23 protein-coding genes are annotated in these 21,676 nt (G+C 66.8%); 9 read left to right on the top strand and 14 right to left on the bottom strand.

Going from position 1 to position 21,676, the window contains the following annotated elements:
• Positions 1-2: 2 nt before the first annotated feature.
• Positions 3-1,475, bottom strand: coding sequence for a glutamate-cysteine ligase family protein (locus tag AC5Y4F_RS19620; RefSeq protein WP_499997952.1), 1,473 nt, complete (start codon positions 1,473-1,475; stop codon positions 3-5).
• Between the two features lie 134 nt (positions 1,476-1,609).
• On the opposite strand from AC5Y4F_RS19620, the gene glpK reads away from it, so the two are divergent.
• A complete protein-coding gene (gene glpK / locus AC5Y4F_RS19615) occupies positions 1,610-3,136 on the top strand; it encodes a glycerol kinase GlpK (protein WP_499997951.1) in 1,527 nt (508 codons plus the stop codon).
• A gap of 31 nt (positions 3,137-3,167) precedes the next feature.
• Here glpK and AC5Y4F_RS19610 read toward each other — a convergent pair whose 3' ends face one another.
• A complete protein-coding gene (locus AC5Y4F_RS19610) occupies positions 3,168-3,872 on the bottom strand; it encodes a PadR family transcriptional regulator (RefSeq protein WP_499997949.1) in 705 nt (234 codons plus the stop codon).
• Between the two features lie 203 nt (positions 3,873-4,075).
• On the opposite strand from AC5Y4F_RS19610, the gene AC5Y4F_RS19605 reads away from it, so the two are divergent.
• A complete protein-coding gene (locus AC5Y4F_RS19605) occupies positions 4,076-4,459 on the top strand; it encodes a hypothetical protein (RefSeq protein ID WP_067933091.1) in 384 nt (127 codons plus the stop codon).
• Positions 4,460-4,509: 50 nt separating this feature from the next.
• On the opposite strand, the gene AC5Y4F_RS19600 is transcribed toward AC5Y4F_RS19605, so the two are convergent.
• Positions 4,510-5,457 (bottom strand): RDD family protein, encoded by a 948-nt coding sequence (locus tag AC5Y4F_RS19600; RefSeq protein WP_499997946.1) that lies wholly within the window; start codon positions 5,455-5,457, stop codon positions 4,510-4,512.
• Positions 5,458-5,524: 67 nt separating this feature from the next.
• Between AC5Y4F_RS19600 and AC5Y4F_RS19595 the strand changes: the two genes are divergently transcribed.
• Positions 5,525-6,517 (top strand): stage II sporulation protein M, encoded by a 993-nt coding sequence (locus tag AC5Y4F_RS19595; protein ID WP_067933096.1) that lies wholly within the window; start codon positions 5,525-5,527, stop codon positions 6,515-6,517.
• Between the two features lie 35 nt (positions 6,518-6,552).
• Here AC5Y4F_RS19595 and AC5Y4F_RS19590 read toward each other — a convergent pair whose 3' ends face one another.
• The 5 genes from AC5Y4F_RS19590 to AC5Y4F_RS19570 are packed head-to-tail and all read right to left on the bottom strand — an operon-like array spanning position 6,553 to position 12,039.
• The gene (locus tag AC5Y4F_RS19590) at positions 6,553-7,875 is read right to left on the bottom strand and encodes a DUF58 domain-containing protein (RefSeq protein ID WP_067933098.1); all 1,323 of its coding nucleotides are present in this window, start codon (positions 7,873-7,875) and stop codon (positions 6,553-6,555) included.
• Positions 7,875-8,852, bottom strand: coding sequence for an AAA family ATPase (locus AC5Y4F_RS19585; RefSeq protein ID WP_067933100.1), 978 nt, complete (start codon positions 8,850-8,852; stop codon positions 7,875-7,877). The genes AC5Y4F_RS19590 and AC5Y4F_RS19585 overlap by 1 nt, the downstream gene beginning before the upstream one ends.
• Positions 8,849-9,988: a DUF4350 domain-containing protein gene (locus AC5Y4F_RS19580; RefSeq protein ID WP_067933152.1), complete on the bottom strand. Its 1,140-nt coding sequence runs from the start codon at positions 9,986-9,988 to the stop codon at positions 8,849-8,851. The genes AC5Y4F_RS19585 and AC5Y4F_RS19580 overlap by 4 nt, the downstream gene beginning before the upstream one ends.
• Positions 9,988-10,641 (bottom strand): DUF4129 domain-containing protein, encoded by a 654-nt coding sequence (locus AC5Y4F_RS19575; protein ID WP_067933103.1) that lies wholly within the window; start codon positions 10,639-10,641, stop codon positions 9,988-9,990. The genes AC5Y4F_RS19580 and AC5Y4F_RS19575 overlap by 1 nt, the downstream gene beginning before the upstream one ends.
• Positions 10,642-10,665: 24 nt before the next feature.
• On the bottom strand, positions 10,666-12,039 hold the full coding sequence (locus tag AC5Y4F_RS19570; protein WP_499997937.1) for a DUF7847 domain-containing protein: 1,374 nt from the start codon (positions 12,037-12,039) through the stop codon (positions 10,666-10,668).
• Here AC5Y4F_RS19570 and AC5Y4F_RS19565 point away from each other — a divergent pair.
• The 6 genes from AC5Y4F_RS19565 (at position 12,038) to AC5Y4F_RS19540 (ending at position 15,989) form a co-directional block, all read left to right on the top strand.
• Positions 12,038-12,502: a GatB/YqeY domain-containing protein gene (locus tag AC5Y4F_RS19565; protein WP_067933105.1), complete on the top strand. Its 465-nt coding sequence runs from the start codon at positions 12,038-12,040 to the stop codon at positions 12,500-12,502. The genes AC5Y4F_RS19570 and AC5Y4F_RS19565 overlap by 2 nt on opposite strands.
• 260 nt (positions 12,503-12,762) lie before the next feature.
• Positions 12,763-13,749: an LLM class F420-dependent oxidoreductase gene (locus AC5Y4F_RS19560; RefSeq protein WP_067933154.1), complete on the top strand. Its 987-nt coding sequence runs from the start codon at positions 12,763-12,765 to the stop codon at positions 13,747-13,749.
• 187 nt (positions 13,750-13,936) lie between these two features.
• A complete protein-coding gene (locus AC5Y4F_RS19555; RefSeq protein ID WP_499997936.1) occupies positions 13,937-14,350 on the top strand; it encodes a malate dehydrogenase in 414 nt (137 codons plus the stop codon).
• Positions 14,351-14,389: 39 nt separating this feature from the next.
• The gene (locus AC5Y4F_RS19550; protein WP_067933106.1) at positions 14,390-14,944 is read left to right on the top strand and encodes a type 1 glutamine amidotransferase domain-containing protein; all 555 of its coding nucleotides are present in this window, start codon (positions 14,390-14,392) and stop codon (positions 14,942-14,944) included.
• 104 nt (positions 14,945-15,048) lie between these two features.
• Positions 15,049-15,738 (top strand): HemK2/MTQ2 family protein methyltransferase, encoded by a 690-nt coding sequence (locus tag AC5Y4F_RS19545; protein WP_067933158.1) that lies wholly within the window; start codon positions 15,049-15,051, stop codon positions 15,736-15,738.
• Entirely contained in the window at positions 15,735-15,989 is a 255-nt protein-coding gene (locus tag AC5Y4F_RS19540) for a CDGSH iron-sulfur domain-containing protein (RefSeq protein WP_082947538.1), read from the top strand. The genes AC5Y4F_RS19545 and AC5Y4F_RS19540 overlap by 4 nt, the downstream gene beginning before the upstream one ends.
• On the opposite strand, the gene AC5Y4F_RS19535 is transcribed toward AC5Y4F_RS19540, so the two are convergent.
• From AC5Y4F_RS19535 to AC5Y4F_RS19510, 6 genes are all read right to left on the bottom strand, one after another.
• Positions 15,916-16,938: an iron-containing redox enzyme family protein gene (locus tag AC5Y4F_RS19535; protein WP_499997934.1), complete on the bottom strand. Its 1,023-nt coding sequence runs from the start codon at positions 16,936-16,938 to the stop codon at positions 15,916-15,918. The two genes, AC5Y4F_RS19540 and AC5Y4F_RS19535, sit on opposite strands and share 74 nt — an antisense overlap.
• An 86-nt stretch (positions 16,939-17,024) precedes the next feature.
• On the bottom strand, positions 17,025-19,238 hold the full coding sequence (locus tag AC5Y4F_RS19530; RefSeq protein ID WP_499997932.1) for a SpoIIE family protein phosphatase: 2,214 nt from the start codon (positions 19,236-19,238) through the stop codon (positions 17,025-17,027).
• Entirely contained in the window at positions 19,235-19,861 is a 627-nt protein-coding gene (locus AC5Y4F_RS19525; RefSeq protein WP_499997930.1) for a SpoIIE family protein phosphatase, read from the bottom strand. Before AC5Y4F_RS19525 ends, AC5Y4F_RS19530 begins: the two co-directional genes overlap by 4 nt.
• A complete protein-coding gene (locus AC5Y4F_RS19520) occupies positions 19,854-20,264 on the bottom strand; it encodes an ATP-binding protein (RefSeq protein ID WP_067933115.1) in 411 nt (136 codons plus the stop codon). The genes AC5Y4F_RS19525 and AC5Y4F_RS19520 overlap by 8 nt, the downstream gene beginning before the upstream one ends.
• Positions 20,254-20,643 carry an STAS domain-containing protein gene (locus AC5Y4F_RS19515; RefSeq protein WP_067933117.1) on the bottom strand — a complete coding sequence of 130 codons (390 nt, stop codon included), beginning with the start codon at positions 20,641-20,643 and terminating at the stop codon, positions 20,254-20,256. The genes AC5Y4F_RS19520 and AC5Y4F_RS19515 overlap by 11 nt, the downstream gene beginning before the upstream one ends.
• A gap of 22 nt (positions 20,644-20,665) precedes the next feature.
• Positions 20,666-21,568: an STAS domain-containing protein gene (locus AC5Y4F_RS19510; protein WP_067933119.1), complete on the bottom strand. Its 903-nt coding sequence runs from the start codon at positions 21,566-21,568 to the stop codon at positions 20,666-20,668.
• Positions 21,569-21,676: the final 108 nt, after the last annotated feature.

The raw sequence follows: 21,676 nt of genomic DNA, 5'->3' as shown, positions 1-21,676 counted from the left end.
AGCTACTCCCAGGTGTGGACCGGTTCGTTGGCGTGCATGTGGTCGCAGTATCGGTGCAGCATCTCTGCCAGCGCCGCGGGCCTGCTCAGGCCGCCGTCCTGCAGTGCCCGCACGGTGGACATCTGCCAGCTGGCGCCGTTGCGTCCGGCCCGGGCCCGGCCCTCGATGACCCCGAGGAACCGGTTGCGCACCTCGGCGTCGACGCCCCAGCGCTGCAAGCCTTCGTCGGCGATCGGCAGCAGCGTGTCGAGCACCAATTCGCGTGCGCTCACCTCGCCCATCCCGGGCCAGCGCTGCCGTGCATCGATGCCGTGGCGGGCCGCCGCCAAGAAATTGGCTTCTGCCGCACCGAATTCCATGTTCTCCCACAGCGGGTGCTCCGATTCGGACAGACCGCGCAGCGCGCCGTAGAAGAAGGCCGAATTCGCCAGCATGTCGACGACGGTCGGCCCGGCCGGCAGCACCCGGTTCTCCAGGCGCAGATGGGGGCGATCGTCGACCACGTCGTACACCGGACGGTTCCACCGGTAGACGGTCCCGCTGTGCAGGCGCAGTTCGGAAAGCTGCGGGATGCGCCCGGCGGCGAGCTCGGCGACCGGGTCCTCGTCGGACACCTCCGGCAGCAGGGACGGGAAGTAGCGGATGTTCTCCTGGTAGAGATCGAGGACCGAGTTGATCCACTGCTCGCCGAACCATACCCGCGGGCGCACGCCTTGGGTTTTCAGTTCCTCGGGCCTGGTGTCGGTGGACTGGGTGAACAGCTCGATACGCGTCTCGGCCCACAGCAGGTGGCCGAAGAAGAACGGCGAGTTGGCGCCCAGCGCCAATTGCGGGCCGGCCACGATCTGGGCCGCATTCCAGTTGGCCGCGAAAATCTCCGGCGCTAATTGCAGATGCAATTGCATGCTGGTACAGGCGGATTCGGGCGCGATCGTGGCGGTGTGCCAACTCAGCGGTTCGGGGCCGGAAATGTCGATGGGAATGTCTTCGCCGCGGGCGGTGAAGATCGAGTCGTTGAGTGCGGCGTATCGCGTCGACTCGCTCATCCACCCGTGGTCGAGGTGTTCGGACATCAGCGTGGGCAGGATGCCGATCATGACGATGTGGGCGCCGCCCGCGGCGCTGGCCTTCTTCTCGGCGTCGTTCAGGCTGGCCCGCACCTCGGCCTCGAGATCCAGCGCGGTGTGTCCGGGCAGCGCGTGCGGCGGAACGTTGAATTCGATGTTGTAGGCCCCCAATTCGGTTTGATACGCCGGATCGCCGATGGCGTCGAGCACGTGGCGATTAGACATGGCCGGCTGGTAGTCGGCATCGACGAGGTTGCATTCGATCTCCATGCCGGTCAGCGGCTGCTCGGAATCAAAGCATGACCGGGCGAGCATCGTCTCCAACGCGTCCAGGCACAGCTGTACCTTGCGCCGGTATTCCCGCCGTTGCGCGCTGTCGTACGTGGTGCGCTTGACCTCTTCGCCCACAACGCAGATGCAACAGGGTTACCGCCCGTAACGCAAGCTCCCGCGAGTCGCAGTCCCGGTCCCGGCCGTCGCCGCGGGTAGACCATGATGGACTTTGACGTTAAGTGTTCCGACTTACGGGTGGAGGAGACCAGTTGGCCGAGTTCGCCGAATTCGTCGCAGCCATCGACCAGGGGACCACCAGCACCCGCTGCATGATCTTCGATCACGATGGTGCCGAAGTGGCCCGCCATCAACTCGAGCACGAACAGATCCTGCCCCGGGCCGGCTGGGTGGAGCACGACCCGGTCGAGGTCTGGGAGCGCACCTCCTCGGTGCTGACATCGGTAATGAACCGGGCCAATCTGAGTTCGAAAAACATCGCCGCGCTGGGCATTACGAATCAACGCGAGACGACGCTGGTGTGGAACCGTAAGACGGGGCGCCCCTACTACAACGCGATCGTCTGGCAGGACACCCGCACCGACCGGATCGCGTCGGCGCTGGACCGCGACGGTCGCGGTGACGTCATCCGCGGCAAGGCCGGCCTGCCTCCGGCCACCTACTTCTCCGGGGCCAAGCTGCAATGGATCCTGGAGAACGTCGACGGGGTGCGTGCGGCCGCCGAAAGCGGCGACGCGTTGTTCGGTACTCCCGACACGTGGGTTTTGTGGAACCTGACCGGGGGGCCGCGGGGCGGCGTACACACCACTGACGTGACCAACGCCAGCCGGACCATGTTGATGAACCTGGAGACCCTGGATTGGGATGACGAGCTGCTGTCACTCTTCTCCATTCCCCGTGCGATGCTGCCGACGATCGGGCCGTCGTCGTCGCCGCAGCCCTACGGCGTGACCTCGGAAACGGGGCCGGCCGGCGGCGAGGTATCGATCACCGGGATGCTTGGCGATCAGCACGCGGCGATGGTGGGCCAGGTGTGTCTGTCGCAGGGGGAAGCCAAAAACACCTACGGCACCGGGAATTTCCTGCTGCTCAACACCGGCGAGACGATCGTGCGGTCGGACAACGGGTTGCTTACCACCGTGTGCTACCAGTTCGCTGACGCCAAACCCGTGTACGCGCTCGAGGGTTCGATCGCGGTGACCGGTGCGGCCGTGCAGTGGCTGCGCGATCAGCTGGGCATCATCAGCGGTGCCGCGCAAAGCGAATCGTTGGCACGCCAGGTCGACGACAACGGTGGAGTCTATTTCGTCCCCGCGTTTTCCGGATTGTTTGCGCCCTACTGGAGATCCGATGCGCGCGGCGCCATCGTCGGGCTCTCGCGGTTCAATACGAACGCGCATCTGGCGCGCGCGACGCTGGAGGCGATCTGCTACCAGAGCCGCGACGTGGTGGACGCCATGGCGGCGGATTCCGGTGTGCGCCTTGAGGTCTTGAAGGTCGACGGCGGCATCACCGGTAATGACCTGTGCATGCAGATTCAGGCCGACGTGCTGGGGGTGGACGTGGTCAGGCCGGTTGTCGCCGAGACGACCGCACTCGGCGCCGCCTACGCGGCCGGTCTGGCGGTGGGGTTCTGGGCCGATCCGGCAGACCTGCGTGCCAACTGGCAAGAGGGCAAGCGTTGGACGCCGGAGTGGAACGGCGACCAACGCGCCACGGGATACGCGGGCTGGCGAAAAGCCGTACAGCGGACCCTAAATTGGGTCGACGTCACGTGACATCACCTGACCCAGGGCCCGCTGCGGGCGCTCAGTCTTCGCCGAGGATGCCGTAGATTTCGCGCCGCGCATTGTTGAGGATGTCGACGATGCGCTGCTGCTGCTCGGCGGAAGCGGTGTGGGCGGACTGCGCGACCGCGCCGAACAATTGCCCCACGGCGGCCCGCAGATTCATGTGACCGGGGTCGGCGCCTTCGGTGATCTCGTCCCACGGCGGGGTCTCGATCTTGTCGGCCGCGGCGCGGCCCTGCTCGGTCAGCTCGAAAAGCTTCTTGCTGCCTTCGGTTTCGCTGGCGGTGATCAGGCCCTCGTCGTCGAGCAACTGCAGCGTCGGATACACCGAACCGGGGCTCGGCTTCCACAGCCCGTTACTGCGCTCGGCGATCTGCTGGATCATTTCGTAGCCGTGCATCGGCTGCTCGACGAGCAGCTTCAGGATGGCCGCTCGCACGTCGCCGCGTTTGCCGCGCCCCGGCCCACCGCGGCGCCATCCGCCGCGCCGGCCACCGGGCCCGAAGCCGAAGCCGGGCCCGAAGCCGGGGCCGAACGGCGGTCCAAAGCCGAGCGGCCCGTCGTGGCCGCCGGCATGATCGCGCAGATGCTCGCGGAAGTCCCGCCGGGCTTGGCGCCGTGCCTCGTGCAAAGCGCGCCGGTCAATCGGGCCCGAGCCGAAACCGAATCCGAAGCCGGGCCGGCCGCCGAAAGGTGCGCCGGCCGGAATGAATGGGTTGCTCATTTTTCCGTCCTTACGTCGGTGAGTCGCGCATCGGTAGCGCGTTACGAAACATCACGATATATCGCAAACTAACGTGATGCAACGAAAGGCATCGAGTAGATTGCGCGGGGCTGTCTGACCTGCGGTAACCCGAGCCGATGGGGCCCGCGATCCGTCGGGTAGGGCGGTTTGCGTGGGCCAAACGGCGGGTAGAAACTACCGGGATGGATCCCGACAACAACCTGAAGGTGGATGGCGGCGGCGCGGGCGCGTCTTGGCGACCCGATGGTGCCCGGACTCGCAACACCTGGCTGTGGATCAACTGGGGGCTGGCGCTGGCGACACTGCCCGCCGCCGCACTGGTGATGCTGTTCGCGCTCGGTGCCGTAATGAGCACCGACGGCTGCAGCGATCGCAACTGTCCCAACCTGGGCCACGGCGGGATCAACTTCGGCGTCGCGTTCTACGGCGCGCCCGCAGTCGCCGTCGTTGTCATCATCATCTCGTTTTTCACCGCCAAACGCCGCGGCGGTATCGCGGTTCCGCTGTGCGGATGGGCGCTGCTGGTCGTCGACGTCCTACTCATGGCGGCAAGTGTGGCCGGCTAGCAGTACAGCTGATATGTAGTCCTTCGGCCCCGAGTCAGCCCCCATACCGTCTAGCTCGGCAGCGAGAAGCCGTCGGGCGGATCGGCCTCTTCTCCCGCGCGGGACCGACCGGGTTGCGGTTCCGGCCATCCCATGGCTGGCGGTGGCGGTTGCGGTACGCCCGGCGGTGGACTGGGCCAGGCCGACGGGCCGTGGTACGTGGTGGCGGGCGGTGGCCACGGCGCCGGTTCCATCGGCGGTTGCCCGGCCGTGGGCATGACCGGCCGCAGCCGGGCCAGTTCGCGGCGATGCCGCTCGGCGAGGACCGCGGCCAGCACGAGTTCCGGCGGAGCGCCGGGCGGTGGCGGCGGCGCGATGCGGGCCACCACGTCGCCGGCGATCCGGTACCCCATCTGCAGGCGCAGCTGACGGTCGAGCTGCGGTGCCCTGGACAGGAATTGGCGGGCAACCTCGACCTGACCTGCGGACAGCCCCGACAGCTGCAGCGACGATGCCCACCACGCCAATGAGGGCGGCATCATCGGCGGGGGGCCCAGTCGCGGTCCGCGTTCGTTGACCACCACCGTGCCGGCGAAAATATCGCCAATCCGTTTGGCCTTGGGGGACAAGATGCTGCAGATGACGGCGGGGCTCCCGAACAGCATCCAGATCTCCACCAACGACGCCAGGGCGCGAAACAACGCCTGACGGAAGCGTTCCGGGCCACCGTCGTCGGACACGACCCGCAGGCCCATCGCGATCTTGCCCACCGAGCGTCCCCGCGTTGCTGTTTCGAGTATCAAGGGATAGCCCACGATCACCAGTACCAAAAAGATCAGCAGGATCGCGCTCGACAGTGCCTTATCGAATTGAGTCAGGGTGGCTGCCCACAACATCAGCCCGAGCAGGTAGCCGATGAACATGATCGCGATATCGATCAGCGCGCTCAATGTCCGCACCGGCAGCTGGGCTATCTGCACATCGAGCACCACAGCGTCCCCGGTCACCACCTCCGACATAACTTCGAACGGTACAGGTGGCCCAGGCACGCTTTGCCGTGCCCGCGGTGCGATTAGGCTGCCGAGGGTGGATGTCGATGCATTCGTGCTGGCCCATCGCCCTACCTGGGACCGCCTAGACCGATTGATCGGGCGGCGCCGGTCGCTGTCCGGCGCTGAGATCGACGAACTCGTCGACCTCTACCAGCGGGTCTCCACCCATCTGTCCATGCTGCGCTCGGCGTCGTCGGATTCGGTGTTGATCGGTCGGCTCTCGAGCCTGGTCGCGCGGGCCCGTTCCGCGGTGACCGGTGCCCATGCACCACTGAGCAGAGCGTTCAGGAGGTTCTGGACATTGTCTTTCCCGGTGGTTGCCTACCGCACCTGGCGGTGGTGGCTGGCCACGGCTGCGGCGTTCTTTTCGGTAGTCGTGATCATCGCGCTGTGGGTGGCCAAAAACCCGGACGTGCAGTCGCTGATCGGAACACCCACTGACATAGAGCAATTGGTGAACCACGACGTCGAGGCGTACTACAGCGAACATCCCGCCGCGGCGTTCGCGCTGCAGATCTGGGTGAACAACTCGTTGGTTTCGGCTAAATGCATCGCACTGTCGGTGGTGCTGGGCCTGCCGATCCCCCTGGTGCTGCTGGAAAATGCCGCCAACCTGGGGGTCACTGCGGGCCTGATGTTTTCGGCCGGGAAGGGTGCCCTGTTGCTGGGCCTGCTTGCCCCGCATGGGCTGCTGGAACTCACGGCGGTATTCCTTTCGGGCGCAACGGGAATGCGTCTGGGTTGGTCAGTGATCTCGCCTGGAGACCGGCCCCGCGGCCAGGTGCTGGCCGAACAGGGTCGCGCCGTCGTCTCGGTCGCCGTGGGTCTGGTTGCGGTGCTCCTGGTCTCGGGGTTGATCGAAGCGCTGGTGACGCCGTCCCCGCTACCGACCTTCGTACGGGTCGGCATCGGTGTCATCGCCGAGGTGGCGTTCTTGTCCTACATCGTCTACTTCGGCCGCCGCGGGGTGAAGGCCGGCGAAAGCGGTGATATGGAAGAGGCGCCGGACTTCGTGCCGACTCGCTGAGCGGCCGTCGCCGACGGCTGACGCGGCCCGGCGTTCTACAGACGCCCGGTCGCCTTCATCGCCAGATAGTGATCGGCGAGCGCGGGTGCCAGTTCGGCGGGCGCCGCGTCGACGACTTCCACGCCGCTGCGGCGCAGCCGCGTGGCGATCGCAACGCGGTCATTACGGGAGCGTTCGGCGGCCGCCGCGTCGTACACCGCCGCGGCATCCGAACGTCCCGCCGCCATCTGATCGACGCGCGGGTCGGCGACGGCGGCCAGCAGCAGGTGATGCTTGGCCGACAGCTGCGGCAACACGGGTAACAGCCCCTCGTCGAGGGCGGCCGCATTGAGATCGGTCAGCAGCACCACCAGGGACCGCCGGCGAGCGCGCAGTGCGATCGTGGAAACCATTGCGCGCCAATCCGATTCGACTAACGTCGGCTGCAGTGGAGCCATCGCGTTGACCAGCTGGGCGAGCAGTTCGGTGCGCGAGGCGCCGAACACGCCGGCACGACTCACCCGGTCGTGGGCGAGGAAGTCGACATGGTCCCCGGCCCGCGACGCCAGCGCCGCCAACAACAGCGCGGCGTCCATCGACCAATCCAGCCGCGGCCAGCCCGCGGGATCGGACGCGGTCGGATCGACGCCGACCCGCCCCGCGGCCGTGCGGCCCGTGTCCAGCACGATCACCACCCGCCGGTCGCGTTCGGGCCGCCAGGTGCGCACCACCACATCGGCGCGTCGCGCGGTGGCGCGCCAGTCGATCGAGCGCACGTCGTCGCCGACGACATACTCTCGCAGCGAGTCGAATTCGGTTCCCTGACCGCGCACCAGCGTGGGCAGCATGCCGTCGATCTCTCGCAGCTTGGCGAGCCGCGACGGCAGGTGTTTGCGGGCCAGGAACGGCGGCAGCACCCGCAGCTGCCCCGGCACCGGTCGTGAGCCCTGCCGCCCCGCCAGCCCCAGCGGGCCGATCGATCGGGCGGTCACCACCGTCGCTCGCTGGTCGCCGCGGCGAACCGGTCGAAGCTGCGTCTGGACGTGCTGGTCGTGCCCGGCGGGGATGTCGATGGGATGGATGCGCGGGCGCGCCTGGGCGCTGGGCGGCCAGGCGTCGCGGATCTGGCCGCGGAACCGGCGCGGGCCCTCGTTGTGGATCGACAGCCCGCACTTGACCTGCTGTCCCAGCCGGGCCGAGCGGTCCGGCGAACGCGCGTACCGCAATTTGGCGGTGCCGGCCGCCAGTAGCACGTCGAGGATCACCATGGCCGCCAGCGCTACCAGCAGGACAACGAAAGTCGTTGCCGGCCAAGGCGACAGCGCGATAGGCAGGACGCAGATAAGTGCGACCAGCCCGGTTCGTCCGGTCAGGACCACTAGCGGGGCACCGGAACCGACGCCAGAATCCCGTCGAGCACACCGTCTGGTGTGGCCCCTTCGAGCTCGGCCTCGGGCCGCAACATCACCCGGTGGCGCAGCGTCGGGCGGGCCATGGCCTTCACGTCGTCGGGAGTGACATAGTTGCGCCCGGACAGCCAGGACCAGGAGCGGGCCGTGGCCAGCAGGGCGGTTGCCCCGCGGGGCGACACACCGAGCTGCAGCGCGGGGGAGGAGCGGGTGGCTCCGACGATGTCCACGATGTAGCCCAGCACCTCGTCGGCAACCAGCACGTTTCGCACGGCGTCGCGACCGGCCGCGAGGTCGGCGGGTCCGGCCACCGGCTTGATCGCCGATAGGTCGCGCGGGTCGAAGCCGTGCGCGTGCCGGTGCAGGATGGCGATTTCGGCGTCTCGGGGCGGGAGCGCCACATTCAGCTTGAGCAAAAAGCGGTCCAACTGGGCCTCGGGCAACTGGTAGGTGCCCTCGTATTCGACCGGGTTCTGGGTCGCGGCCACGATGAAGGGGTCGGGCAGCGGCTGCGGTTCGCCCTCGACGCTGACCTGACGTTCTTCCATCGCCTCGAGCAGAGCGGCCTGCGTCTTGGGCGGGGTGCGGTTGATCTCGTCGGCCAGCAGCAGGTTGGTGAACACCGGACCGGGCCGGAAGACGAACGCGGCGGTGCGTGCGTCGTACACCAGCGAACCGGTCACGTCGCCGGGCATCAGGTCGGGCGTGAACTGCACGCGCTTGAACTCCAACTGCAGCGCCGCGGACAGCGCGCGGACCAGTAGCGTCTTCGCCACTCCCGGAACGCCTTCCAACAGCACGTGGCCGCGGCACAGCAGCGCGATCACCAGGCCGCTGACCACGCCTTCCTGTCCGACGACAGCCTTGGCGAGTTCGCCGCGCAACGCCAGCAGCGCCTCGCGCGCCGATTCGGCGGTGGGGGACTGGGCGGTAGTGGGTTGTGTCACGGGTGTGCGACCTGCCTTTCGATTTCGTCGAGCGCACGGGCAAGTTGTAACAGGTCGTTGTCGGTCGTCGGCGGCGGACCGAACAGATGGTAGGAGACGAACGCCGGATCGGCTCCGATGCGCCCGGCCGCGGTGGCCACCACGGCCGCAGGCGAAGCGCCCGCACCCAGGCCGAGCCGCGGCAGCAGCCGCGCCAGGGTGGCGGTGCGCAGTGCGGCGGCCGCGCGATCGCGTGCCCGTCGGGACCGGTACAGCCGGCCGCGGCCCTCCACGGTCTCCGACGCGCGCACCACCACCGGCAGCTCCTCGGCCACCAGGGGTCCGGGCCGGCGGCCCTTCCACATGGCGACCAGCAGCACCACCAGCGCCAGTTGTCCGACGAGCCAGAACAACTTGGGCGGAAGAAGCTGGAAGAGCGTTGCCTTGGGCGAGGATTCACCCTCCACCTCGTGGGGTGCGTACCAGATTAGCCTGGGCCGGGCACCCGCGAGGTTCATCGCCAGCGCGGCGTTTCCCGCTTGCAGCAGGCTTGCGTTGGTCATGAAGTCGGTGCTGCCGACGGCTGTGATGGTGCGACCGTCGTTGCGGAAGCGGATCAACGCGCCGTCATAGCAGCTCGTCATCGTGCGACCGTCTTCGGACTCGTAGGTGTTGCTCACCCCGAACCGGACCGGGCCGGACCGAACAGCCTCGCGCAGTGTGCAATTGGGGTCGAGGTCAAAACCGGTGACCCTGGACACCCGCACGCCGGGCAGCAGCGCGTCTCGGGTCCGTGCCGTGGGTTCCACCAACAGCAGGTCCGAATGGACGTTGTCCAGCCGGTCTAGAAGCGTGTCGGTGAGGTATTGACTCTGAGCCACCAGGATAAGCGCGTCCGGACGTGCCGCATGTTCGACGTCGGCGATGTTTTTGGCCACGACCACGTCGACTCCGGCGCCGCGCAGCAACTCGACCAGCGCGTGCGCTCCGTCGGAGCTGGTCGACGCGGGGTCCATGCGGGCGCCGGGTCGCGGTGCGTTCAGATATGCATCGACGCCGGCGATGACGGCGAGCACCAGCAGCGTGACGAGCACCCAACGCCAGAAGCGCCAACGCCGTGGCGCGGCTTCGGGACGGGCACCGGTGATCGTCGCCATCACCGCACCTGCGCCCATGACTCGGTTGCTGCGGGCCGGCTGGGCTCCAGCGGACCGCCCTGCCAGCGCGACCGCAGGTGGTCGTCCAGGTCGGTGATCAATTGGTAGGCGTCCTGGGTTCCGGGTTGTTCACCGTAGGTGACGTCGTTGAAAGCCGTTGCCGCTTGCGCCAATTCACTGACCAGGTGGGGCAACGTGGCACCCGCATCGCGGGCCAGCTCGTTGGCCGTCCGGCCCGGGGTCGGTGTCAGCACCCCGGTCTCCTCCAGCTGACGGGCGACGGTGCGCAACCGGTGACGAATCGCCGCAGCCCAATCGCCCTCGGCTGCGAAGCCTTCGGCGGTCGCGCGATGCTGGGCGGCGGTCAGTTGGGCGGCTTCGAACAGCGAGTGGTCACCGCCGCGGCGGGTGCGCATCGTGCGCCGCAGAATGTAGATGCCGACAATCACTGCGATCGCGAGCAGGGTGAAAAGTACTGTCGCCGTGAGCCATCCACCTGGAACCAGAGAAATCTTCTGCAACAGCCGGTAAATCAGATCGTGAATCCAGTCGATGAGGCGATCCGCGGGCGAGCCCTTCGAATAGATCGCTTTGTTGAGCTCGTCCTGCGCGGCGCGATGCGCGGCATCGCGGTCGATGTCGATGGAAGGCATCCGCAGCTAGTCCTCGTCCGGCCCTTACAGGGGCCGTGTCAGCCAGAGGTTGTCGGTGGACGCGGCCGCGTAGGGCCCCTGGGCGGCGCCGCTTTGCAGCACCAGGTCGAATGCCTCGGCGCGCATCCGGCGGTCGGTGTAGAGCAGGACGACGACACCCGCAGTGAACGGCGCGGTAATGATTTCGCCGATCGCCGCCCCCACCGAGAGAACCGCCGCGCTGACGACGAAGGCTGTGGGGGACGAGCTGATCTGGAAAAATTGGCCGATGATGCTGAACGGGACCGCCACGGCGTTGGCGACGACCGACGTCACCAGCAATGCGAGCACCCTGATTCCCAGCACCCGCCAGAAACCGTTGCGAACCAGTTTGAACGATCGGGTGATCGCGTCCATGACCGGCAGCCGTTCCAGCACGATCAGCACGGGGGCGAACAGCACCACCGTGTACAGGTAGACCAGCAACGCGAGGACGATCAGCACCAGCGGGATGCCCAACACCACGGCCGCCGCGGCGTTACCTATCGCCGCCAGCACGCCGATGATCACCGCGACCAACCCGCCGAGAGCCGCCACCACGACGGCTTCCAGTAGAGCCAGGCCGAGCAGTGCCAGCAGTCGCCCGCGGATCTTGATCCAGGTTTCGCCGATGGTGATGGGTGACCCGAACACGGCCCGCCCGATGATGACGGTGAGCATGCCGGACAGCAGCATGCCGCCCAGCCAGCTGACCAGGATGCCGCCCACCAGCGACGCGGACCAGGCGCCGATGACGCTCGAAGTCAGTTCGTCGGGTCGATCGCTGGTGAACCTGTCGGCCGCGGCCAGCGGTCCGAAGAACGCGACCTTGGTGACGATCTGCATGATCACCACCACGATGGCGGTGAGTCCCAGCGTCGCCTTCGGGTTAGCCCGGACGTAGCCGACCGCGCCGTTGAAGATGTCGCCCAAGGTCAGCGGCCGCAGCGGGATGATCCCCGGCTTGACGGCTCCGTAGCGTGGCGCGCCGAAGTGCGGCGCCGATCCGTAGCCGGCCGCGGGCCCGTACCCGGGTGGCGGCCCATACCCGGGAGGCGGCCCATACCCGGGAGGCGGCCCGTATCCCGGTGGTGGTCCGTAGCCGGCCGGGGGCTGGTAGCCGGGTGGCGGGCCATATGGCGGTGGTTGGCCGTAAGCCGAGGGTGGGCCATACGCGGCGGGTGGACCGTATTGAGGTTGTGGGCCGTATGCCGGTGGCGGACCAGCCGGAAAACCAGGCGGCGGCGCGCTCACCGAGTGCAGCGGCCCGTCAAACCAGCCCTGCAGCCGGGCGCGTCGATCGTCATGGGCTCCATCCTGTCGGCGGTCGGCCCATTTCACAACGTTGACCCGACCCCCGGCGCGTAGCGTCTTCCTCATGGCGGAACTCAAATCCCGGATCCGGACGGACCTGACGGCGGCGATGAAGGCCCAGGACAAGTTGCGAACGGCCACCCTGCGCATGCTGTTGGCAGCTATCCAGACCGAGGAAGTCTCCGGTAAGGAGGCAAAAGACCTCACTGACGAGGATGTCATCAAGGTGCTGGCCAGGGAGTCCCGCAAGCGGAGCGAAGCCGCGGAGATCTACACCCAGAACGGGCGCGGGGAGCTCGCGGCCAACGAGCACGCCGAGGGGCGCATCATCGACGAGTACCTGCCCACCCCGCTCACCGAGGCCGAGGTGGCCGATGTCGCCGACACCGCGATCGCGCAGGTCGCCGAGGAAATCGGTGAGCGACCGGGGACGAAACAGATGGGCATGGTGATGAAGGCCGCCACGGCGATCGCCGCCGGCAAGGCCGACGGCGCCCGGCTCGCGGCCGCCGTCAAAGAGCGGTTGTAGCCGCGCGGGTCGGTCCGCGACCCGGCGACACCCCCCGCCAGCTCGCCGCCGGTCCAGCTTCAGCCCGGGTCATCTGGCTGGGGCGCACGGAACGCGTCGGCATCAAGGTCACCTGGCGAAACACGTTGGGCCGCAACATCAGACTGTCCGCCGTGATCGCGATGGCGCTTGGCACCGTCGCCACGGGACCCATCACCACCGCGGGCGTGCAGGGCCCGGTGCGTCGTTTGCGCTCGGATCAGTCGGGTACCCAGTCACGCATGACGAATTTTGGCTACACTTTGATGACCGAGCAGAGTGGACCCAAAGACCTTGTGCAGTACGCGGTTTCGGCGGAAGAGCGGGGCTTCGATTTCCACGTGTGCAGCGACCACTTCTCGCCGTGGCTCATCTCGCAAGGACACGCCCCGAACGCCTGGGCGGTCCTGGGTGCGGTGGCTCAGGCCACCGAGCGGGTCGACCTCTACACGTATGTGACGTGTCCGACGATGCGGTATCACCCGGCGATCGTCGCCCAGCAGGCGGCTACCGTGCAGATTCTGTCCGATGGCCGATTCACCCTGGGCCTGGGCAGCGGGGAGAACCTCAACGAACACGTCGTCGGCAAAGGCTGGCCGGCCGTCGCCCGCCGGCAGGACATGCTGCGGGAAGCCATCAAAATCATCCGGGAGCTGTTCGGCGGGCAATTGGTCGACTTCACCGGCGACTATTTCCGGGTCGACTCGGCGCGCTTGTGGGACGTGCCGGACATTCCGGTGGGCATCGGGGTGGCGATCGGGGGCACCAAGGCGGTCGATAAATTCGCCAAGCTGGCCGACCACCTCATCGCAGTGGAACCCAAGAAGGAACTCGTCGACGCCTGGCACGGCGCCCGCCAAGCGGCCAATCTCGCCGGCGGCGGTCGGGTGGTCGGCCAGATACCGGTGTCCTGGGATCCGGATCGTGACACCGCGGTCAAACGTGCGCACGACCAGTTCCGCTGGTTTGCCGGCGGCTGGAAGGTCAACGCCGACCTACCGACGCCGGCCGGCTTCGCCGGCGCGACCCAGTACGTGCGGCCCGAAGACGTCGCCGAGACGATCCCGTGCGGTCCTGACCTGGACGCCATTGTCGAAGGCGTCCGGCCCTACTGGGAAGCCGGCTTCACCGACATCGCGCTCGTCCAGATCGGGGGAGACACCCAGGAGAGGTTCCTCTCCGAAGCCGCCGAGCCGTTGCTGGCGGCGCTGCGTGACGCAGCGAACTGATCGCAGGTTTGACCGTGTTGCGCCCGGGTATCCGGGTCGCAGTCGTGGGCAGCCAACCAACGCGCGGCCGGACGTCGGTGGAGCTGGGACGTGAACAGGCGTTCCGGCGCGCGTTGGTCCATTCGAACTGCTGCCGCCCAGCCGACTCGCAGGTATGCGCATTTCGGCTAAGCAGGGGGAGCGAACCATGAGCGATGGCTACGGTGACACCACAACCACTCTGGTAAGGGCGCTCACCGCCGCCAGTTTCGGCCTGGGCGTGGGGGAACTGGTTGCCCCGGGCAAGGTCGCCGCTATTGCGGGCGTGGACGACACCAGCCGGTCGCGGCGGGTCATCCGCGGACTCGGCGCGCGCGAATGCGGCCATGGCGCGGCGCTGCTGGGCGGTCCCCCCAAGCTGGTGTGGACGCGGGTGGCCGGCGACGTCCTGGACATGGCGCTGTTGATCGCGAGCGTCGTTGCCCGTGGGCCCGGCCGACGGCAGCAGGGCACGGTTTCGGCGGTACTGCTTTCCGGAATCGCCGGACTCGACCTTTACACGGCGTTGCGAACGACCGGCAATGGTGCGCGACGAGGCGCTGCGCAGTTACGAGCTCTTTGATCAGAAGGAAATCGACGATCGCAGGAAGGGGAAGCGACGATGTCAAATGATTTGCAGGGCAAGAGAATAGCGATTCTCGCGGCTGACGGTGTGGAGAAAGTGGAGCTCGAACAGCCACGTGCGGCGCTGCAGGAAGCCGGTGCGCAAGTGCAGGTGCTGTCGCTGAAGGACGGCGAAATCCAGGCGCGTAACCACGATCTCGAACCGGCCGGAACCTTCGCCGTCGACCGAAAGGTATCCGAGGCCTCGGTGGACGATTACGACGGCCTGGTGCTGCCGGGTGGCACCGTGAACCCGGACAAGCTGCGCATGGACAGCTCCGCCGTGTCCTTCGTCCGAGATTTCGTCGGGTCGGGCAAGCCGGTGGCCGCCATCTGTCATGGTCCCTGGACGCTGGCCGAAGCCGGTGTGGCAGTGGGCCGGACGCTGACGTCGTATCCGAGTATTCGCACCGATCTGCGCAATGCGGGCGCCCACGTCATTGACGAGGAGGTCGTCGTGGACGGCAATCTGATCACCAGTCGCTCACCGTCGGACCTCCCGGCATTCTGTGCGGCCGTTCTCAAGCAGTTAGCCGGTGTGACGGCAGGTTAGCAGCAGGACTTTCCGGCTCGTTCGTTTGAATGAAGCGGTTTGCGGGCATTATCCCGCCAAGCCGTGATCAGCGGCAGATTTATTGGGTTCTCGAAAGGCCAACAGTGACAACCACGTATCCCGAGCCCGCCGTCTCGTCCGTTCCTAACGTGTATCAGCCACAAGAGGACTCTCGATTGCTGGTGGACGTGATGCATGACACCGGTCTGATCCCGGGGCGGCGGGTGCTCGATCTGTGCACGGGCAGCGGTTTCGTCGCGATCGCGGCTGCCGCCATGGGGTGCGCCGGCGCAACGGCCTTCGACATCTGCCCGCAGGCCGTGCGCTGCGCTCGGAAAAACGCGGCGGCAGCCGGTGTTGAGGTGGACGTCCGCGAAGGATCGTGGGTCGCCGCTGTGGATTGCGCGCCGTTCGACGTCGTTGTCTCGAACCCACCGTATGTTCCGACCCCGCCCGGCGCCGAAATGGGCGAGATCTGCCCGGTGGCCGGACCGTCGTGGGCGTGGAACGCCGGCGTGGACGGACGGATGATCCTGGACCCGTTGTGCGAGTCGGCTCCAAAGCTCTTGCGCGACGGTGGATCCCTGTTGCTGGTGCATTCGGCGCTTGCCGGTGTCCAGCAGTCGCTGGATTCGCTCAAGTGGGCCGGCATGGACGCGAAAGTGATTGCCTCCAAGTGGATACCGTTCGGGCCGGTGATGTCGTCTCGGGCGGCGTGGCTGGAGGAGGTAGGCCTGATACCGCGCGGACGCCGGGAAGAGGAGCTTATCGTGATCCGAGCCGAAAAGCGATGACTACAACCCGGGTGCAGGTGGTGCCCAACGGGCCCGTGCTGGTGTCGGGTCCGGTGCGCATTGAGATGCCCGACGGTGAGGTCGTGGAATCCGATCGATTCATGGTGGCGATCTGCACTTGCCGCCGAAGCGACCGCTACCCGCTTTGCGACACCAGTCACCGCCGGTGCCGGCGCCTCAAGACCTCGGCACGCTCATCCGCTCCAGCGGCCTCCGCAACGAAGTCTGATCCTGGCCCCACGACGCCATAATCCGTTCGGCCAGGCGGTCTTCGACCGCCGCGTGGGCCCGGATGCCGAAGATGACATCGTGTTCGAGTCGCGGGTCCTGGGCGACGAGATTACCCACCACATCGTTGCGCACGACGTGTTCGTGTACCGCATCGGCCTCGACGTGCTCGCTGTAGAACTCGATGCACGCCGCCGGTGCCTGCAAGCGGCGCAAGGCCTTCACCATGCGTTGCGATCCCGGTGGCGAGGTGATCTCCGTGGCGGCGAAGTGCCCGATCGCAGCGCCGCGCAACGAGCGGTGCAGGCCGAACAGCGACATGAGGTTGACCACCGCCAAAGCCTCGGCCGGCACCGCGTCGACGTAGCCCCAATACGTCGCATCCAGACCGGCCGCGGCGAGCAGATCGGCGAACAGCCGCTGGTGTACCCGCGAGCCCCGTCCGGCACCGTACTCATCGAATTCGATTGCCACAAACGCCGCTTTGGCCACACCCGTCAGGCGCGGAATGGCAAAGGCGTGCGGATCACCCTCTTTGAGGTGGTACAGGGAGCGGTGCACGAAGTACTCGCACATCTGCTGCCACGTTCCGGTGTCACGCAGGTAGTACGACGGGCCGGTGCCGTCGACTGGCTCGATCGTGAGCGCTTCCATTTCGGCCGCCGCGGTCTGGTCTGGATCGATTTGACCGACGTCGCGGCGCACGCCCGCCAGAAAAACCCGCTCCAGTTCAAAGCGCAGACCCAGCAGCGCGGGGTTCCACTCCCATGCGGCGTCGACGCCGGCAAGCCCCCGGTAGTGCAGCTCGTAGCACATGGACAGCGCCAGTTGCAGATCCAGTCCCCAAGGATCGGAATCTTGCACGGAGGGGCCGATGCGCGCCAGGTGGTCAACCGATGGTGGACCCGCCAGCGCGCTGCGCACGGCCGTTGACAGCGGCCCGTGCGCGGCAGGCAGGGCGGGTTCGGTCATGGTCGATGCGTAAGTCACGCCGGTGTCTACCCGCTGTACGGGCCCGGCAAACGGCTCGACGCCAGCTACTGGGTCTTTCATCCGCCTCAGACGGCCCCTCCCCGCAGTCGGAAGGTGATGTCCGCGGTGGTGCCGGTGGCGGTGGTATCGAGCTCCATTGAGTCACTGAGGGCCCGCATCAGCGGCAAGCCGCGTCCGCCGTTGCTCCGGGTGGCCGGCGGCGTCTTCCACGATCCGTAATCGGTGATCCGGGTGCGTACTTCGCCGTCGGTAAGACTGGCCTCGAGCAACATGGCTCCGGCGGCGAATCCACGGTAAGCGTGTTCTACACAGTTGGTACACGCCTCGTTGACGACCAGCACGATGTCGGCTGCCTGGTCTTCCGTTACGCCGCGGGCGCGCAGCCAGTCCGCCAACCGATGCCGGATGATAGCCAATTGGTCTGCGGCGGCAACACTTTCGATGCGCAGCGGTGTCTGCTGGTGTCGGTAGATCACCATCGCGACGTCATCGTCGTACCCCGCGGCCGGTGCTAGTTCGCGAAGCACCACATCGGCCACCGTATCCAGCGGCGATGTCATGGTCTGCGCCAGAACGTCTGCGGCACGGGCGATTCCTTCGTCGATTGACTCATGCTTGCGTTCGACGAGCCCGTCGGTGAACAGCATCAGTGTCGAGCCGGGCGGCAGCACCTGGGTGGCCTGCGGGCGAGGTTGGTTTCGGCGGACCGCCAGCGGCAGCGACGCGGCGTCGGTCAGCACCGCCGTCATGCCGGGCTCCGGCCCGGCCAGCACGGCCGGCATGTGGCCGGCGTTGCTGTACTGCAGCAGCCCGGTTTCGGTGTCCAGAATCGCCAGGAAGACCGTTGTGCAGTACGCGTTGGGGATGAGCGATGCCGCCGAGTCGAGCTGTTCGAGCAGCACCGCGGGCTCGGCACCGTTGATCAGCAGTGCCCGCGCGGAACTTCGGAGCTGCCCCATGATCGCGGCCGCCGGTAGGCCGCGACCGACGCAGTCTCCGACGACGATGCCGATGTGGTGCTCGTCCAGCGCTAGCACGTCATACCAGTCACCGCCAATCTCCAACGGCGGCACCGCGGGTTCGTACCGAACTGCGAACCCCGGCGGGGGCTGGACCGGTGGCAGCATGGCCCGCTGCAACGTCAGCGAAGTCTCACGCGCGCTCTCGAACTGACGCACGTGCTGCATGGCCAGACTCAGGTGCCCGATCAGCACGGTGACCAGCAGCCGATCCTCCCCGCTGACCCAGCGGGGCGTCCGCAGCTCCAGCCACAACGCCAGGTCGCCGGTACCGGAGAGCACCGCCACCAATCCCTGGACCTTGCCGGGATTGCTCGGCGCCTCAACCGTTTTCGCGGTCAGCGGCAGTTGATGACGCGCATCCTGGAAGGTATGACGCAACCACGGATCCAGCTTGCGCCACGACGAGGCCGCGGGCTCGCCGGCCACCTGGACCGTCGGGTCCCCGTCACCGTTGGGCCACGAGACCGCGATCACCCGTTGCACGTCGATTGCCGCGCTGCACTCCTTGAGGGTGATCGTCAGCAGTTCGTCCACAGTCTTGGCCACCGCCACGGCGGTGGCCAATCGCAGCACGGCGGTCTCGCGGGCCGCGAAGGCACGCTCGGCGGTGACGTCGCGGATCGTTCCGACATAGACTCGATCGCTGCCCGTTTCCTTGACCGCGTTGATGCTCACCTTGACCCAAGCCAGGTGGCCGTCGGCATGGCGAATGGGTGTCTCGTAGTCGGCCCTACCCTGGGCCAGGACCAGCGTTACCTGTTCGGCCGCAGTCGTCGTGTCTACCAGCCAGGGGTGGGGCCACTTGTACGGCAAGCCCTCGTTGGGATAGCCAAGGATCTCGATGAAGGCACTGTTCATCTCGACCACGGAGCCCTCGTGATCGGCGACGAAGAAGCCTTCCTGCAGCGAATTGACCAGCGCGGTGCGGAATTTGTCGCGGTCGGCCAGCCCCTCGGCGCGGGCACGTTGTTCGGCATAGCGTCTGTTGCCGTCGATGAAGCCGCGCGTAGCGACGTCGAGTGGCACCAGCAGCTGCAGGAGGAACTCCAGCGCGATCGGCGCATCTATGCGCACGTCCTGCGAGATCTCGAAGACCAGCCGGACATGTTGTTCGACCAGGTCGAGCAGGCTTATCTGTTCTTGTAGGGCCCTGCGGCCGAGCTCATTGGCGACCGACAGGGTGGCCTCGTCGTGTGAGACCAGGTAGGCGCGTAGCGCGGCCTCGTACTGATCGTGAAAGTCGTTGTCGCCGCTCAACTCGTTACTCCCCTGTGACGTGCCGCCAGCACCATCGCATCGTCGGTCTCCTTCGCATCCTTGCCCAGGAGCCCCTCAGCGATGGCGACAGCGGTGGCTGAGAAGTCGATGTGGTCCAGGTAATCCTGGGCGATGCCGTCGGTGCTCATCAGGAGTAAATCGCCAGGGCGGATGGAAACCACTTGCGCCGGAGGTATTTCCGGCATACGGTCGCCCACGATACCTCCGGTAAGCCGTGCACTGGACCGAAGCTCTAGACCGGTCGGCGCCTTGGCAACCAGGTCGGCGGTGACATTGCCTACGCCGGACCAGGTGAGGGTGTTTGCGGCAAAGTCCATTCGCGCCAATGTCATTGCCACCCCACGGGTGCCGGCCAGCACCCGGTGGCAGAGCTGGAGCAATACCTCGACATGCTCGGAACTGGCGCGCGTGAGCACATCGACCGCGCGCAGCGCGGCTTCTGCGGCGGCCGGCCCGTGGCCGAGCCCATCAACAACTCCGAACAGCGCTGCACCACCGTCGATTTCGATTGCGATACTCCGGTCACCGGACGTGTACTCGCTGGGCAGAGGCCTTCCCGCCCTTGCCCACTCGATAGGTCCGAAGCGTCCGTGTTCATGCACGAGGAGGAACCCATTTCCACATTTCAATGACGGTTCCCCGACCGAGAGTGGACTCGACCACCAGTCGGTCCATCAGGCGGCGCGCGCCGGGCAGGCCCAGTCCCAGCCCGCGCCCGGTGGTGTAACCGTCTTCCATCGCCCGTTCGATGTCGGCGATGCCGGGGCCCTCGTCTTCGGCGCGCACCACCAGAGCCTGACGGCCGTCCCGGTCGTCCACGGTCACCCGGATGATTCCGCGACCCGCGTAGCTCGTGATATTTCGCGCTACTTCGGAGATCGCCGTGGCGATCATGGTGACGTCGGTCAACGAGAATCCGAGATCGAGTGCGAGCTCGTGTCCGGCCTTGCGTGCGGCGACGATGTCGTCGGAGTTATGGATGTCGACGACGATGTCACCCACCACCGTCGCGCCCGATCATCGATTTACCCTGTCCCCGTTCGCGATTCAACAGGGCAAGTCCTTCTTCAAGATCCAGCGCGGTGTTCATGTCGTCGAACGCCAGACCAAGCTGGACCATCGCGAATGCCACCTCCGGCTGCAACCCGACGATCACCGTCTCGGCGCCGCGCAGTCGGGTCATGTGCGCAATCGTCCGCAGCGACCGGGCGGCGAAGGAATCCATCACATCGATTGCGGTGACGTCGACGATGATGCCCTGAGCGCGGAACCTACTGACCCGCTCCATCAGGTCATAGCGCAGGCGTTCGGCGTCGGAGTCGGTGAGCGCCGACTGCACCGAGGCGATCAGGATCGCGCCCTGCTTCAGGATCGGTACCGGCATGGGGGTGCTCGCCTAGTGGTGCTTATCCGGTTTGCTCGCCCGTGCGGGTGACCTCGTAGCCCAGCAGGCGTTCGGCTTCCTCGATACCGCCCTGTAGGTCGCCGACGGCGTTCATCTTCGACAGGTCCAGCCCGATGGTCACCAGCGTCAGTGCGATCTCGGAGGACAGGCCGGTGATGATCACACTGGCACCCATCAATCCCGAGGCGTCGACCGTTTGCACCAGGTGATTGGCCACCGTCGAATCGATGGTGGGAACACCGGTGATGTCGATGACCACCACTTTGGCGCGGTTGGCGCGGATTGCCCGCAGGAGCTGTTCGGTGACCTGGCGGGCACGCTGGCTGTCCAGCACACCGATGATGGGCAGGATCAGCAGCTGCTCACGCACCTGCAGCACCGGCGTCGACAGTTCGCGGATGGCCTCCTGCTGCTGGCGGATGATGCGCTCGCGTTCCTGCACGAAGCCGACAGCGACGGTGTTGGCGATGCGGTTGGCCGCGGGTTCGTAGGCGTCGAGCACCCGATTGAGTAGGTCGAAGTCCGTCTGGTACTTCTCGAACAGCGAGCGGGCCAGCACGTCGCGCAGCAGGAGCACGATGCCGACGACCTCGTTCGTCTCAACGCCACGCGGGATGATGCGCTCGGACAGGTCGCGTGCGTAGTCCTGCAGCGCCTCGACGCTACCGGTCTCGAGTACCTCGACATAGCTGTCATACACCGTGGTCGCCTCGGAGAAGATCTCCTCGGGCGACATCGCGGTGAGCAGTTCGGCCGCGGTGATCCGGCGGGCCCACTCCTCGCGCAGGATCGTTCGATTCTGCCGCAAGTGCTGGACAAGCTGCGGTAGTAGCCCCTCGCTGGAAACGCCCACGGTCTGCGCCGCAGTGCCGGTACTGTTGAGATCCGACGGCGAATCTGACATCTGGCCTCCCGAGTGCCACGTCGCGCCCCTGCGGTCTGCAGTTCCTTTGCGAGACTAGCCTGGGTTGCCGCGGGGCACATGTAGAGGGCATATTCTTCTCGCAGTTCA

Source organism: Mycobacterium sp. NGS56 (assembly GCF_059812425.1).
This window is presented reverse-complemented; position numbering and strand designations above follow the sequence as displayed.